Annotated in this window: 15 protein-coding genes; 8 read left to right on the plus strand and 7 right to left on the minus strand. The window is 71.7% G+C overall.

Annotated elements, in window-relative coordinates; genetic code table 11:
• Nucleotides 1-132: 132 nt before the first annotated feature.
• Nucleotides 133-867: an IclR family transcriptional regulator gene (locus tag IG88_RS0100990; protein WP_037835152.1), complete on the minus strand. Its 735-nt coding sequence runs from the start codon at nt 865-867 to the stop codon at nt 133-135.
• Between the two features lie 184 nt (nt 868-1051).
• Here IG88_RS0100990 and IG88_RS0100995 point away from each other — a divergent pair, with 184 nt between their 5' ends.
• Nucleotides 1052-2023 (plus strand): quinone oxidoreductase family protein, encoded by a 972-nt coding sequence (locus tag IG88_RS0100995; protein WP_031033765.1) that lies wholly within the window; start codon nt 1052-1054, stop codon nt 2021-2023.
• A gap of 62 nt (nt 2024-2085) precedes the next feature.
• Here the strand turns inward: IG88_RS0100995 and dmpG are convergent, their stop codons facing one another.
• The 5 genes from dmpG to IG88_RS0101020 all read right to left on the minus strand — a co-directional run bounded on the left by dmpG (nt 2086) and on the right by IG88_RS0101020 (nt 6754).
• Nucleotides 2086-3099: a 4-hydroxy-2-oxovalerate aldolase gene (gene dmpG, locus IG88_RS0101000; protein ID WP_031033775.1), complete on the minus strand. Its 1014-nt coding sequence runs from the start codon at nt 3097-3099 to the stop codon at nt 2086-2088.
• A complete protein-coding gene (locus IG88_RS0101005; RefSeq protein ID WP_031033778.1) occupies nt 3096-4043 on the minus strand; it encodes an acetaldehyde dehydrogenase (acetylating) in 948 nt (315 codons plus the stop codon). The genes dmpG and IG88_RS0101005 overlap by 4 nt, the downstream gene beginning before the upstream one ends.
• Nucleotides 4040-4864 (minus strand): 2-keto-4-pentenoate hydratase, encoded by an 825-nt coding sequence (locus tag IG88_RS0101010; protein WP_031033779.1) that lies wholly within the window; start codon nt 4862-4864, stop codon nt 4040-4042. The genes IG88_RS0101005 and IG88_RS0101010 overlap by 4 nt, the downstream gene beginning before the upstream one ends.
• A gap of 71 nt (nt 4865-4935) precedes the next feature.
• The gene (locus tag IG88_RS0101015) at nt 4936-5700 is read right to left on the minus strand and encodes an IclR family transcriptional regulator (RefSeq protein WP_031033782.1); all 765 of its coding nucleotides are present in this window, start codon (nt 5698-5700) and stop codon (nt 4936-4938) included.
• Nucleotides 5701-5806: 106 nt separating this feature from the next.
• On the minus strand, nt 5807-6754 hold the full coding sequence (locus tag IG88_RS0101020) for a LysR substrate-binding domain-containing protein (RefSeq protein ID WP_031033784.1): 948 nt from the start codon (nt 6752-6754) through the stop codon (nt 5807-5809).
• Nucleotides 6755-6864: 110 nt separating this feature from the next.
• On the opposite strand from IG88_RS0101020, the gene IG88_RS0101025 reads away from it, so the two are divergent.
• From IG88_RS0101025 to IG88_RS0101055, 7 genes are all read left to right on the plus strand, one after another.
• The gene (locus IG88_RS0101025) at nt 6865-7671 is read left to right on the plus strand and encodes a cyclase family protein (protein WP_051851709.1); all 807 of its coding nucleotides are present in this window, start codon (nt 6865-6867) and stop codon (nt 7669-7671) included.
• Nucleotides 7668-9317, plus strand: a complete 1650-nt coding sequence (locus tag IG88_RS0101030; protein WP_324608987.1) for a thiamine pyrophosphate-binding protein — start codon at nt 7668-7670, stop codon at nt 9315-9317. The genes IG88_RS0101025 and IG88_RS0101030 overlap by 4 nt, the downstream gene beginning before the upstream one ends.
• A 54-nt stretch (nt 9318-9371) precedes the next feature.
• Nucleotides 9372-10526: a thiolase family protein gene (locus IG88_RS0101035; RefSeq protein WP_031033790.1), complete on the plus strand. Its 1155-nt coding sequence runs from the start codon at nt 9372-9374 to the stop codon at nt 10524-10526.
• Nucleotides 10523-10834 (plus strand): zinc ribbon domain-containing protein, encoded by a 312-nt coding sequence (locus tag IG88_RS0101040; protein ID WP_158853737.1) that lies wholly within the window; start codon nt 10523-10525, stop codon nt 10832-10834. The genes IG88_RS0101035 and IG88_RS0101040 overlap by 4 nt, the downstream gene beginning before the upstream one ends.
• On the plus strand, nt 10831-12459 hold the full coding sequence (locus IG88_RS0101045) for an ATP-dependent acyl-CoA ligase (RefSeq protein WP_051851711.1): 1629 nt from the start codon (nt 10831-10833) through the stop codon (nt 12457-12459). The genes IG88_RS0101040 and IG88_RS0101045 overlap by 4 nt, the downstream gene beginning before the upstream one ends.
• On the plus strand, nt 12456-12647 hold the full coding sequence (locus IG88_RS0101050; protein WP_031033798.1) for a hypothetical protein: 192 nt from the start codon (nt 12456-12458) through the stop codon (nt 12645-12647). Before IG88_RS0101045 ends, IG88_RS0101050 begins: the two co-directional genes overlap by 4 nt.
• 446 nt (nt 12648-13093) lie before the next feature.
• Nucleotides 13094-14434, plus strand: coding sequence for an MFS transporter (locus IG88_RS0101055; RefSeq protein WP_051851712.1), 1341 nt, complete (start codon nt 13094-13096; stop codon nt 14432-14434).
• Nucleotides 14435-14547: 113 nt separating this feature from the next.
• On the opposite strand, the gene IG88_RS0101060 is transcribed toward IG88_RS0101055, so the two are convergent.
• Nucleotides 14548-14928 carry a winged helix-turn-helix transcriptional regulator gene (locus tag IG88_RS0101060; RefSeq protein ID WP_031033802.1) on the minus strand — a complete coding sequence of 127 codons (381 nt, stop codon included), beginning with the start codon at nt 14926-14928 and terminating at the stop codon, nt 14548-14550.
• Between the last annotated feature and the right edge of the window lie 3 nt (nt 14929-14931).

A 14931-nucleotide genomic window follows, 5' to 3' on the forward strand; every position in this document is an offset into this window, starting at 1 on the left:
CGGGATTCACGAAGGGGGCGGTGTTTTCGAGACGGTAGCCCGCCTCACATCCGCCGACAACGCGTTGTTCGGCTCAGCCGAACAGACGCCGGAGCGCCGCCGCCCGGGAGCCGGCCGGGGCGACGGGGCGGGTCACGGTGCGTGTTCGGACAGACGCCGAGCCGCCTCGACCACGGCCCGGGCGTACGCGTCCCCATGGGTGGGCAGCCGGTACTCCAGAAAACTCATGCTCAGTGCCCACGACACGTCGCCGTGCCGGTTGCTGATCGGTGCGGCGACACAGCACATGCCCTCGACGGCCTCCTCGACGTCCACGGCGTACCCCTGCTCGCGGACGGCGGACAGCTCCCTCTCCAGCGCCGGGAGGGTGGTGTGGGAACGGGAGGTGAGGGGCTCCGGCTCGCCGTAGAGGCCGCGCAGTTCACTGGGCGAGAGATACGCCAGCAGCACCTTGCCCTCCGCTGTGCAGTGGGCCGGAAGCCGTTCGCCCACGCGGGTCGCGTTGACGCGTACTCCGGTGTGCGGTGCGATCTTCTCCAGGTAGACGACCTCGCTGTGGTGGCGGGCCGCCAGGTGCACCGTCTCGTGGTGGAGGTCGACCAGGTCGCGCATCTCCGACCAGGCCGGACCGGAGATCTCGGAGGTCATCCGGGCGCGGAGGCCCAGTTGGAAGGAGTGCCACCCGAGCCGGTAGCGGCCGCGGCCCGTGCGGCGCAGGAGGCCGAGAGCGGCCATGCTCTGCATGTAGTCCCAGACCGTCGTCTTGGGGAGGCCGAGTGCGCGGCACACGTCGCTGACCGTCCACTCGGGAGCGTCGGAGGAGAAGAGATCCAGCACCCGCACGGCCCGTTCGAGACCGTCGATCATGCCGCAGCCTGTACCCGCATGACCGAAAGAATACTGGGCCCCGGCCCGAGGGGCCGCGCCGGCCGTGGCGGACTCATCGCGATGCCTGTAGTGCACAAGTATCGGGCTAGGGTGTGACGGGGGCCGTAGCGATCCACGGGAGAAGCGCACGGTCCCGTGCGGGGGAGAACGGAGAAGTCAGCACGTGAGCACCGCTTCGACCACGTCGCGCGCCCTGTTCCTGGAGGAGTTCGGCACTCTGCCGGGGCTCGGGGAACGTACCGTGCCCGAGCACCGCCCCGGGCACACCCTCGTCCGGGTGGCGGCGGCCACCGCCGCCCACCTGGACCTGAACATTCTCGACGGGCAGTTCGGCATCCTGCCCGAGCTGCCGTTCATCCCCGGAACCCAGGGCAGCGGCTACGTCGTCGCCTCGGACACGCACCCCGAGGGTGCCCTGGTGCGGCTGCGGGGCGAGGGGCTCGGCCTCAGCCGTGACGGCGCCTGGGGCGAGCACGCGCTCGTGCCGGACGCCGCCGCGGAGACCATGCCGGAGGGGACCGACCCCGCTCTGGCCTGCGTCTACTTCTCCCCGGTCGGCACCGCCTGGGCGACCGTCCACTCGATCGCCCGGGTGCGGCCGGGGGAGCGGGTGCTGATCACCGGCGCGTCCGGCGCGGTCGGTGCCGTGGCCGTGCAGCTCGCGGCTCGCGCCGGCGCCGAGGTGATCGGCGTGGTCGGCCGCCCGGCGAAGCTGCGGCACGTACCCGGCGTGGCCAGGACGCTGCTCGCCGCCGACCTCTCCGAGGAAGCGATCGGCGGCAGGGCCGACGTCCTGATCGACACGGTCGGCGGCCAGGTCCTGCGCAGCGCTCTCGCCCTGGTCCGCCCGCGGGGCCGGGCCGCGCTCCTCGGCTACACGGCCGGCCGCGAACTGACGCTGGACCTCGCGGACTTCTTCCTCGCCGACGTCTCCCTCCTGCCCGTGAACATGATGAGCCGCACCCCGGAGGTCGCCTCCGAGGTGCTGGGCCTGCTGCCGGACCTGTCGTCCGGCGCGCTGACACTGCCGTACGAGACCTACGGGATGGGCGCGCTCGGCGAGGCGGTGGAGCGGCTGCGCTCGGGCGCGGCGGTGGGCAAGATCGTGCTCGACATGGAGCACCCCGGCAACTGACCCGGGCGCACCGGGCAGGGCCGTGCGGGCCCGCCCGGTCCTGCCCCGCGTCGTGCGGGACGTCAGCTCGCCCGCGCGAGCCCCAGCGCCACGTCGACGATCATGTCCTCCTGCCCGCCGACGAGCCCGCGCTTGCCGACCTCGACGAGGATCGTGCGGACGTCGACGCCGTAGCGCTCGGCCGCCGCCTCGGCGTGGCGCAGGAAGGAGCCGTACACCCCGGCGTAGCCGAGCGTGAGCGTCTCGCGGTCGACCCGGACCGGCCGGTCCTGCAGCGGGCGCACCAGGTCCTCGGCCGCGTCCTGAAGGGCGAAGAGATCGCAGCCGTGCTTCCAGCCGTTGAGATCGGCGACCGCGACGAACGGCTCGATGGGGCAGTTGCCCGCGCCCGCGCCCTGACCGGCCAGGGAGGCGTCCACGCGGGTCACGCCCTCCTCGACCGCGACCATGGAGTTGGCAACCGCGAGGGAGAGGTTCTCGTGGGCGTGGATCCCGATCTCCGTGGCCGGGTCCAGGACGTCGCGGTAGGCACGCATCCGCTCGCGCACGCCGTCCATCATCAGCCGGCCGCCGGAGTCGGTGACGTAGACGCAGTGGGCGCCGTAGGACTCCATGAGCTTGGCCTGCCCGGCCAGCGTTCCGGCGTCGGCCATGTGGCTCATCATGAGGAAGCCCGACACGTCCATGCCCAGCTCGCGCGCGGTGGCGATGTGCTGGGCCGAGACGTCCGCCTCGGTGCAGTGCGTGGCCACCCGCACGGAGCGCACGCCGAGCGTGTACGCCTGCTTGAGCTCCTCGATGGTGCCGATGCCGGGCAGCAGGAGAGTGGTGAGGCGGGCGTTCTCGATGTGCGCGGCCGCCGCCTCGATCCACTCCCAGTCGGTGTGGCTGCCGGGGCCGTAGTTGAGCGAGCCGCCGGCGAGTCCGTCGCCGTGGGACACCTCGATGCCGTCGACGCCGGCCGCGTCGAGCGCGGCCACGATCCGGCCCACCTGCCCGGGCTCGATGCGGTGCCGGATGGCGTGCATGCCGTCGCGCAGGGTGACGTCCTGGATGAACAGCCTGTCGGTGGTCATGCGTCGGCTCCCTGGAGTTCGGTGGCGCGGGCGGCCATGGCCTCGGCCATCCGCAGGGCCGCGCTGGTCATGATGTCGAGGTTCCCCGCGTAGGCGGGGAGATAGTGGGCCGCGCCCTCGACCTCCAGGAACACGGACACCTGGTGGGTGGCCGCGGCCCGGGTGAGGGTGTGCACCGGCTGGTCGGCGGGGACGGGGGTGATCTGCACCTGCTGCTTGAGGCGGTAGCCCGGCACGTACGCCGACACCTCGTCGACCCGCTGTGCGACCGCCGTACGGATCGCTTCGTGGGTGGCCTCGTCGGGCGCGTCCACGAGCGCGAGCACGGTGTCGCGCATGATCAGCGGCGGCTCGGCCGGGTTGAGGATGATGACGGCCTTGCCGCGCTCGGCGCCGCCGACGGTCTCGATGGCGTGACTGGTCGTCTCGGTGAACTCGTCGATGTTCGCGCGGGTGCCGGGCCCGGCGCTCTTCGACGCGATCGAGGCGACGATCTCCGCGTACGGGACCGGCGCCACCGAGGAGATCGCGGCGACGACCGGAATGGTGGCCTGTCCGCCGCACGTCACCATGTTCACGTTGTCCGCGCCGACGTGGTCGTCCAGGTTCACCGCGGGGATCACCATGGGGCCGATGGCGGCGGGGGTGAGGTCGATGAGCTGCTTGCCGTACGGGGCGAGCGCGGCGGCGTTGGCCACGTGTGCCTTCGCGGACGTGGCGTCGAAGACGATCTTGATGTCCTCGAAGCCGTCCATCGCCAGCAGTCCCCGGACGCCCTCGGCGGTCACGGGGACCCCGAGTCGCTCGGCGCGGGCGAGGCCGTCGGAGGCGGGGTCGATGCCGACCATCGCCCCCATCTCCAGGGTGTCCGACAGGCGGAGCACCTTGATCATCAGGTCGGTGCCGATGTTGCCCGAGCCGATGACGGCAACCTTGGTCTTCATGCGCGGGCTCCTTCGTCGCCGGAAGCGTGGAAGCGGACGGAGACGGTGCCCAGTCCGGTGATCGAGGCGCTGAACGCGTCTCCGGCCGCGGCGGGCACCATCGGGCCGAGCGCGCCGGACAGCACGACCTGGCCCGCGCGCAGCGGATCGCCGACGTCGCGGGCGGTGCGGGCGAGCCAGGCCAGGGCGGCCAGCGGATCGCCCAGACAGGCCGCACCGTTGCCCGTGGAGACGGTTTCTCCGCCCCGCTGGAGGGACATGACGGCCTCGGCCGGCTCGAACTCGGTGAGTGGCCTGGCCGGGGTGCCGAGAACGTAGAGCGCGGAGGAGCCGTTGTCCGCGACGGTGTCGCCGAAGGTGATGTCCCAGCCGGCGATCCGGCTGTCCACGATCTCCAGAGCGGGGACGGCGTGCGCCACCGCGGCCCGGACCTGCGCGGCGTCGAGCGGTCCTCCGGCGAGGTCGGCGCCCAGTACGAACGCGATCTCCGCCTCGACCTTCGGCTGCAGCAGCTCGCCGACCGGTACGGACGCCCCGTCCGCGACGCGCATGTCCGCGAACAGCACACCGAAGTCCGGCTGGTCCACGCCCAGTTGCTGCTGCACGGCGGGGGAGGTGAGGCCGATCTTGCGGCCGGTGACACGGCCGCCCGCTTCGAGGCGGCGCGCGGTCAGCAGCTCTTGGACGGCGTAGGCCGCCTTCACGTCGTCGCTGCCGATCAGATCGCGGACCGGGGGACAGGGAACACGGTCGGCGGCGGCCCGCAGCAGACGGTCGGCGGCCCGCGCCACGGCGTCGTCGCCGGGAGGGAACTCGTTCATGCCCACAGCTTGAACACGGGGACCGTCGCACGCCCAGCACGGAGTTCCGCCTCGCGGAACTCGGTCACCGGTCAGTGGTTGCGCAGCTCCGCCCGGCGGCCGAGCGTCGCGGAGATCCCCGCCGCGGCGGCCCGCACACTGGTGGCGTGCCGGGCGGGCTGGAACCGGTGCACCGGGCCCGTCACGCTGACCGCCGCCACGATCTCGTCCGACGGACCGAAGATCCCGGCGGCCACGCACACGATGCCGACCGCCGACTCCTCGTACTCGAAGGCCACACCGTTGGTGACGACGTCGGAAAGCTGGCGCGTCAGCACGTCGACGTTGGTGATGGTCCGCGGCGCCTTGCGCTCCAGGGGCCCGCGCAGCGCGGCCTCCCGCACGTCGGCAGGGGCGTGGCTCAGCAGCACCTTCCCGAGGGCCGTGGCATGCAACGGCATGCGGCCGCCGAGCCGCGACGGTGAGTGGGCCTGGCGGTGGCCGCCCATCTTGGCGACGTAGACGACCTCCGTTCCCTCACGGGTGCCCAGGTGCACGAGTTCGTGCGTGCGCACGTACAGGTCCTCCAGGAACGGCGTGGCCACTTCGAGCAGCCCGCGCTCCACGGACGCGCGCATCCCCAGCTCGAAGACGAGTCCCGACAGGCGGTAACGTTCCTGGACGCGGTCCAGGAGCCGTGCCGCCACGAGGTCGCCGAGCACCCGGTGCAGGGTGCTCTTCGCGAACCCCGTACGGCTCCGCAGTTCGGTGAAGCCCAGGGTGGTGTCCTCGACGGTGAACGCCTGCAGCACTGCGAGTGCCTTGCTCAGGACGCCGCTCGGCGCGTCGTTGCTCAAGGGGGTCTTCTTTCCGGGGCATCGCGACGTTTCGACTGTACGGGACCGGGGCACCCCTCGCGGTGACACTGCGTGACCGAAGGTGCCTCGGGGTCGGCGACTGTCGTCATCGCCGTGATTCCGACAGCACCGGGTCGGTCTCCCGGGCGACCGCGACGATCTCCTTGATCAGGAGCCTGGTGCTCGCGGACGGCCGCCGGTCGGCGAGCGTGGTGATCCCGATCTCGCGCGGCACGGTGTCGAGCCCCAGGGGCAGCACGGCGAGCAGCGGGTCCCGTGCGCCGATCAGCATGGGCAGGGGAGCGACGGCGTCTGTCTCCAGCAGGACCGTCCGCAGCGTGAGGATCGTCGAGCACTCGATGACGTTGGCGGGCAGAGGCAGTCCCCGGCGCTCGAAGAGTTCGTCGATCTCCTGGCGCAGCTGGCTGTTCCGGCCGGGCAGGATCCACGGCAGATCCATGAGGTCCTCGATGCCGCTGGTGGGTGTGCCGAGGCAGGGGTGCTGATGCCGGACGACGAGGCGCACCGGCTCCTCGTAGAGCCGCACGTGACGCAGCGCGGCGCTCGGGCCCGGCGACGGGATTCGACCGACCAGCACGTCCACTTCGCCTCGGGAGAGTTGCAGGGCGAGTTCCTCGGGCATCGCCTCGACGACCGAGACGGTGAGATGCGGGTGGGCCTTCTTGAGGCGGATGAGGGTCTGGGGCAGCAGCAGGTGCGCGCCGGCGAGAATGGTGCCGACCCGCACGGGCTCCATGCCGACACGCTGGAGCTCGTGGATGCGCCCGGCCGCGGCCTGCACATTGCCGACCACCACGCGGGCGTGCTCGATGAGGATGTCGCCGTACTGGGTCGGGCGGACGCCGCGCGGCCCCCTGGCGAAGAGCTTGGCCCCGATGATCGTCTCCATCTCCTGGAGGCTGCGGGTCACGACCGGTTGGGTGACGTGCATCGCTCTGGCGGCACCGACCAGGGTGCCTTCGTCGGCCACCACGGTCAGGAGAACGAGGTGGCGCAGTTTCAGCCGACCATCCAGAAAGTGATCCACGTTCATGGCTCGACATCTCTCCGTAACATGGTGTTGGTCCTCGCTATAGCCAAACACGCATGACGGCGACCGGAGAAGCATTAGTCAAGGCCGAATCTCTGCCAAATGATGAGGCCATGTCTTGGACACTCTCCGCCGAGGGCCCGCTGGGCGGCCTGACGTCCGCCCTGGCGTCCGGCGGCGTCGACGTGGTCGACCTGACCGCCCTCCTGTCGCCGTCGACGCCCGTGCTCGACCTTCCGCCGGACATGGCGCCGATCCCGCACTTCGAGCTGGAGGAGCTCGCACGGTACGACGAGCGGGGGCGCACGTCCTACCAGAACGGCATTCACACCGGTGAGCACGTGGGCACCCACTTCGACGCGCCGTGCCACTGGATCACCGGCGCCGGCAAGGGGGACGTGGCGCACGTACCGGTCCGGCGCCTGGTGGCGCCCGCTGTCGTGGTCGACAAGACCGCCGAGTGCGCCGCCGACCCCGACTTCCTGCTGACACCCGAGCACCTGGAGGAGTGGCAGCACCACAACGGCCCGCTGCCGAAGGGCGGTTGGCTGCTCTACCGGACCGGCTGGGCCGCGCGCTCGCACGATCAGCAACTGTTCCTCAACGCCGACGGGAGCGGGCCGCACACGCCCGGCATCACGGCCGAGTGCGCCCGCTGGCTGGCCGAGGAGTCACCGGTCGTCGGACTCGGAGTGGAGACGGTCGGGACCGACGCCGGGCAGGCGTTCACCTTCACCCCCCAGTTCCCGGCGCACCACTACCTGCTGGGCGCGGGGAAGTACGGAATCACCCAGTTGCAGAACCTCGACCGGCTGCCCGTCACCGGCGCCGTTCTGATCGTCGCTCCGCTCCGCATCGCGGGAGGGTCCGGCAGTCCGGCACGGGTTCTGGCGCTCATCGAGAACGGAGAAGTCCAGTGACCGTGCTGGTCCACGAAGCCATCGGCAGACAGCTCACCGACCTCGGAGTCCGGACGGTCTTCGGCGTGGTCGGCAGCGGCAACTTCCACTTCACCGACGCGATGGTGCGCGGTGGCGCACGGTTCGTCGCCGCCCGTCACGAAGGCGGCGCGGCCACCATGGCGGACGCCTACGCCCGGATGTCCGACGAGGTCGCCGTGGTCTCCCTGCACCAGGGGTGCGGCTACACGAACGCCCTCACCGGCATCACCGAGGCCGCGAAGAGCAGGACGCCGCTGCTGGTGCTGACCGCCGAAGCCGCCGATCCCACCTCGAACTTCGCGCTCGACCAGGCGGCGATCGCGGTCGGTGTCGGGGCGGTCGCGCTGCGCGTCCGGTCGCCCGCGACGGCCCTCGACGACGTGGCACGGGCCTTCGCGATCTGCCGCCACCAGCGGCGCACGGTCGTCCTCAACGTTCCCATCGACGTCCAGGACGCGCCCCTGGAGGCAGCGCCCCCGGCCCGCGAGTACCGCCGGGTCGCCGAACCGCGGCCCGACGACACCGAGACGGCCGCGTTCGCCCGGTTGCTGGAGCGCGCCGAGCGGCCGGTCTTCGTCGTCGGACGCGGCGGCCGTTCCCCGGGCGCCGGGGATGCCGTGCGCGAACTGGCCGCCGAGACGGGCGCACTCCTGGCCACATCCGCCGTCGCCCGAGGGATGTTCAACGGCGACGCCTGGAACATCGACGTCTCGGGCGGCTTCTCCTCGCCGCTGACGGCCGAACTCGTCTCCGGCGCGGACCTGCTGGTCGGCTTCGGCTGCGCCCTGAACATGTGGACGATGCGGCACGGCAGGCTCATCGCACCGGACGCGACCGTCGTCCAGGTCGACCTCGAACCGGGAGCCATCGGCCTCCACCGTGACGTGGACCTCGGGCTGTGGGGCGGTGTCGCGGGAACGGCCCGGGCCACGACCGCGTGGCTGCGGGCGAACTCGCCCGGCGGGCGCACCGGGTACCGCACTCCGGACGTGGCCGAGCGGATCCGGTCCGGCCTGCGCTGGAACCAGCTCGGATTCGAGGACGCCTCGGGGGACGGACGGATCGACCCTCGCAGCCTGACCGTCGCGCTCAACGACATCCTGCCCACCGAGCGGATCGTCTCCGTGGACTCGGGCAACTTCCTCGGCTACCCGAGCATGTACCTCGACGTTCCCGACGAGTACGGGTTCTGCTTCACCCAGGCGTTCCAGTCCGTCGGCCTCGGCCTGGCGACCGCGATCGGCGCGGCGCTGGCGCAGCCGGACCGGCTGCCCGTGGCCGCCTGCGGTGACGGCGGCTTCCTGATGGGCCTGTCGGAGCTGGAGACCGTCGTACGCCTGGGGCTGCCCATGCTGATCGTCGTCTACAACGACGCCATGTACGGCGCCGAGGTGCATCACTTCGGGGCCGGTGCGAGTGGCCTCGACACGGTGACCTTCCCCGACACGGACATCGCGGCGCTCGCCGCAGGACACGGCTGCGAGGCGCTGACCGTCCGGGGGCCCGAGGACCTGCACGCCGTGAAGGAGTGGCTGTTGGCCGGCCCCGTCCGCCCCATGGTGCTGGACGCCAAGATCACCTCGGACGGGGGTTCCTGGTGGCTGCACGAGGCCTTCGGGCACTGAGACACCCCGGCGTGAACGCCCCCGACCCTTCGCGACATGGGAGAGCGAGCTCTGATGAGAAAGACGGCAAGCGGTGTCTCCGTCGTCGGCGCCGGTGAGTCGCCCTACACCCGGCATCCGGCACCCGGCACGACCACGGAAGGGGTGCTCGCCGACGCGGTGCGCCGCGCACTCGCCGACGCGAACCTCAAGACCTCCGACGTCGACGGCTTCGGTGTCTGCAGCTTCACCCTCGGTCCCGACCACGCGGTCGACCTGGCCTGGCGGCTCGGGCTGCGGCTGCGTTGGCTGATGCAGGACACCAACGGCGGCGCGAGCGCCGGCACGATGCTGCAGCACGCCGTGCGGGCCGTGGAGTCCGGCGACGCCTCGGTCGTGGTGCTCGCGGCAGGCGACCTGATGGACCGTCAGGTACACCTGAAGATGGTGGCCGAGTACAACCGGGCGACCGCCGAGCACCTGGTTCCGCTGGACATGCTCGGACCGAACGCCCTCTTCGCCCTGCTGACCCAGCGTCAGATGGCGGCCGAGGGACTCACCCGCGCCGACTACGGGCGGCTCGCGGTGGCCCAACGCGCATGGGCGCGCCTCAACCCCGGCGCCGTGTACCGCGGGCCGATGACGCTCGACGACTACCTGAACGCTCCCATGGTCGCCGAACCCCTCGGCCGGTACGACTGCGTACCCCCGGTCACGGGCGCCGATGCCGTGGTGGTCGCGGCCGACGAACGGGCCGCGGGCACCCGCCGGGCCAGGGTGCTGACCGTCTCGGCCCGCTACAACACCGATGACCAGACAGGCGACGGCCTGGTCACCGGCTTGGCCGACTGCGCGCCCGAGCTGTGGGAGACCGCCGGCCACGGGCCCGCCGACGTCGACGTGGTCAGCGTCTACGACGACTACCCGGCCATGGCGCTCGCGCAGCTCAAGGACCTCGGTCTGGTCGCCGGCGGCGACATGCCGTCCTTCGTCGCCGAGCGCCTGGCCACCCGCGAGCTGGCCGTCAACACCTCCGGCGGACAGCTCTCGGCCGGACAGCCGGGTGCCGCGGGAGGCATGCACGGACTCGTGGAGATCGTGCGGCAGTTGCGCGGCCAGGCCGGGCAGCGGCAGGTCGACGCCCGTCTCGGCCTGTTCAGCGGATACGGAATGGTGCTCTACCGCTACGGTGCGTGCGCCACCGCGGGGCTTCTGGAGGCGGCCGAATGAGTGTGATCGTGCAGAACTGCCGTACGTGCGGCGGCCGTTGGTTCCCCGCCCGGTTGCTGTGCCCCCGCTGCGGGGGCGCGGACCTGGCCCCCGCTCACGTCGAGCGCGGGGTGGTCGAGCAGCTTACCCACCTCGGCGACGTCGTCATCGCGTCGGTGGCCTGCGACCCCGAACCGCTGCTCGTGGCGAGGTTGCACGGCTCGGTCCAGCCCGGTGACGTCGTGGAACTCACCGACCATCCCGACACGTCCGGCCGTCCCGTCGCCTTCGTGCCGTCGAGCGGCCGGCCCCGAGAGGAACTGTCATGAGCGACGTCACCGACGTGCCCGATCTCACCCGCGCGAGCGTCTCCGGACTGCTGCGGTGGCGCGCGGAAGTCACCCCGGACAGCATCCTGCTGCGCTGCGGTGAGACACGGAGGACCGCCGCCCAGATGCTCGAACGGGTCGCCGTCGCGGGCGGCATGCTGCGCCGGCACGGGGTGGAGAGGGGAGACCGGGTGGCGCTGATGGCGTCCAACCGGGTCGAGTTGCTGGACCTCATCCTGGGCTGCGCGTGGATCGGTGCCGTCGCGGTGCCGATCAACACCGCCGCGCGCGGTGAGCAGCTCCACCACATCCTCACCAACTCCCAGGCGGAGCTGCTGGTTCTGGAGCACCCCTTCCTCGCGCAGGTGGAGGCGTTGCCGAGCACCGCCGAGCTGCGCCAGATCTGGCTGCTGGACGAGGACGGGGCCGGCTCGGTACTGCCGGTTCCCGTCGATCCGGTCCCGGACGACGGCCGCGCCGTGGAGCCCGTGGCCGTCGGCCCCGGCCATCCCGCGGTGATCCTCTACACCTCGGGCACGACCGGGGTCTCCAAGGGGGTCGTCTGCCCGCACGCCCAGTTCTACTGGTGGGGCCGCAACGTCACGGCCCAGCTCGGCATCACCTCGGCCGACGTTCTGCACACCTGCCTGCCGCTGTTCCACACGAACGCGCTCAACGCCTTCAGCCAGGCGCTGGTCAGCGGTGCGCAGTACGTCATCGGCCCGCGCTTCTCGGCCTCCCGCTTCTGGGCGGACGTAACGGCGAGCGGGGCGACCTGCACCTATCTGCTGGGTGCCATGATCAGCATCCTGGCGGGCCGGCCGCCCGGAGCGCACGACCGGGCGCACCGGGTGACCGCGGCGCTGGCGCCGGCCACTCCCGCCGGGCTGCTCCGGGAGTTCGAGGAGCGGTTCGGTGTCGTCCTCATCGACGGCTACGGCTCGACCGAGACCAACGCGGTGATCTCCGCGAGCCGGACCGAGCAGCGGCCGGGGTTCGTCGGAGTCCTTCAGGAGGGCTTCTCCGCCCGCGTGGTCGACGAGAACGGGCTCGACGTCCCGCCCGGCACACCGGGCGAACTCCTGCTGCGCAGCGAACAGCCCTTCGCCTTCGCCTCCGGCTACCACCGCATGCACGAGGCCACCGTCGCCGCGTGGCAGGACCTGTGGTTCCACACCGGTGACCGGATGGTGATCGAAGCGGACGGATGGATCAGGTTCGTCGACCGCATCAAGGACGTGATCCGCCGCCGCGGCGAGAACATCTCCTCCGTCGAGGTCGAAAGCGTCCTCGCACAGCACCCCGGTGTCCGCGACGTCGCCGTGTACGCGGTGGACTCAGAACTCGGCGAGGACGAGGTGATGGCCGCCGTGGTCCCGGTCGAGGGGCAGGAGATCGACTTCGCCGAGCTGGTGTCCTTCTGCGAGCCCCGGCTGGCCTACTACGCGATACCCCGCTTCGTGGCACTGTGCCCGGAACTGCCGCTGACCGAGAACGGCAAGGTCCGCAAGACCGTGCTGAGGGAGTGGGGAGCAGACCGCGCCGACTGGGACCGCGAGGCGGCCGGTGTCGTGCTGCGGCGCGACCGGCCCGCCACGGTCCGCTCGGAAGGAGCCGGTGCGTGAGCGAGTGCCGGGACTGCGGCGGTGGCCGGCTCCCCGACGGGGCATCGCTGTCCGGCGTCGTCGAATCCGTGGCCGGCGTCGTCGTCGCCGGTCCGCACGAGACGCACGCCTCGGTGGCCGGCCGCGCGGCGCCCGCGGCCCGGCGGTTCCTCCGAACCGGCGTCATCGCGGCCGGGAGCCCGGTATGAGTGGAGCCCTCGGACGGGGGCCGGACCGCCGCTGCGCGTTGCCGTCCCGTGCGGTGGCGCTCCGCGGGCCTCCCCGTCATGCCGTCGGCTGAACCGGTGCGCGCCGGCGACGCCGGGCAGCGCGTTGTGCCGCCGTTCGGCGACGAGCGGCGAAAGACGACCGCGGCCTCCCGTGCGTCGGCCGGGGGCCGGCCGACGCGGCGTCCCCGAGGGCCTCGTCGTCGAGACCGTCCTCAGGCGCGAGTCGGCCTCCGCTCCACGTTCGCGGCCACCGCTCCCGCACGGGCGGTGGCCGTCCCCGGACAGGTCCTGGCCGTCAGCGGCCGTCACCGGACCTTCCCTCGGGCGGACCCCGCCCCGGCACATCCCCCTTCCCCGGCCACCGGGACGACCCCGCGCGCCCTTCGGCATCCCGATGGCCACCGTCCTCATTCAGAGGTGACGAGATGAGCCCCACCACGCCGCACAAACCGGCAGCCGGACCGCAGTCGATCCGCAAGATCGCCATCGCGAGCCTGACCGGAACCGCACTCGAGTGGTACGACTTCTTCCTCTACGGCACCGCTTCCGCCCTGGTGCTCGGCACCCTCTTCTTCCCCGAGGCCAGCTCCCTCGCCGGCACCCTCGCCTCCTTCGGAACGTTCGCCGTCGGTTTCGCGGCCCGCCCCCTGGGCGGCATCGTCTTCGGTCACTTCGGAGACCGGCTGGGCCGCAAACCCATGCTCGTGATCACCCTGCTGGTCATGGGCTTCACCACCTTCCTCATCGGTGCCCTGCCCACCTACGCCCAGATAGGCGTGTGGGCACCGATCCTGCTCACCCTGCTGCGCGTCCTCCAGGGCATCGCGGTCGGCGGCGAGTGGGGCGGCAGCGTCCTCATGATCACCGAGCACGCCCCAGCGGGACGACGCGGCTTCTACTCGGCCTGGAGCCAGGTCGGCATCAACCTCGGCTTTGTCACCTCCGCCGGAGTGTTCGCCGCCGTCCAGGCCATGTCCGACGAGGCGTTCCTCTCCTGGGGCTGGCGCATCCCCTTCCTCCTGGGAGCCGTCCCCGCGCTGGTCGGACTCGTCATCCGGCTGAAGATCGAGGAGACCCCCGAGTTCCAGAGCGTCCAGCACGAGGGCGAGAAGCAGCGACTGCCGCTCCTGCACGCCCTGAAGACCCATCCGCGTTCCATCCTGATCACGGCCGGCGCCCGCATGGCGGAGAACGGAGCGTCGTACATCTTCCTGGTCTTCTCCCTCGCCTACGGCAAGCACATCGGGGTCGGCAACGGTCTGCTGCTGACCGGGATCATCGTCGCGAACGTCGTGGAAGGCGCCTCGATGGTGGGCTTCGGCGCCCTCTCCGACCGCATCGGCCGCCGGCCGGTCTACATGGCCGGAGCGGTCACGCTCATCCTCTTCGCGTTCCCCTTCTTCTGGCTCCTGGACACCGGCACCCCCGTGCTCGTCTGGCTCGCCCTCGTCGTGGCGATCGGCATCGGCCACGGAGCCATGATCGGGACCCAACCCAGCTTCTTCACCGAACTGTTCGGCAAGAGCTCGCGCTACAGCGCCATCTCGCTCGGCCACGAACTCGCCTCGGTGTTCGCCGGTGGCCTCTCGCCACTCATCGCCACCGCGCTCCTGGCGGCCACCGACTCCTCCTGGCCCATCTCCCTGTACATCGTCGTCCTCGGCTGCATCACTCTCGTCTCGGTCTACTTCGCCCGCGAGACGGTGCAGCGCGACGTCCCGCCCACGCCCGCCCCGCGGCTGCACCCCGCAGGAACCCACGAATAGGCCGTACCCGCTGCACCGGTACTCGCCGGCCGCCGTAACGGCGGCCGGCGAGCGGCCCGCCCGGCCGGCGGCGCTCGCCACGGCGCAGATCAACGCGAGACCGGTGCCGGGCTTCAGTCGCCGTGGGCCGCCGTTCCGGGACCGGCTTCGTGTGCGGCGAGTACCGCGTCGCCGTTCTCCCTCGCCCATTCGGCCAGCACGTGGATCGGAGAGATCAGCGTCGCCCCGAGCGGGGTGAGCTCGTACTCGACACGGGGCGGTGCCTCGGCATAGGCGCAACGGCGCACGAGTCCGTGCGTCTCGAGCCGTCGGAGCGTCTGGGTGAGCACCTTGCGGGAGATGCCGCCGATCAGCCCGACCAGCTCGCCATGGCGCACCGGTCCCTCGCTGAGGCCGGCGAGCACGACCACCGTCCACTTGTCGGCGATCAGCTCGACCGCCAGACGGGCCGGGCAGTCGGCGAGAAAGAGGTCGCCGGAAGGAAGATCGCTCATGGC

The sequence above is a fragment of the Streptomyces sp. NRRL F-5650 genome (genome assembly GCF_000721365.1).
GTDB classification, from domain to species: domain Bacteria; phylum Actinomycetota; class Actinomycetes; order Streptomycetales; family Streptomycetaceae; genus Streptomyces; species Streptomyces ardesiacus.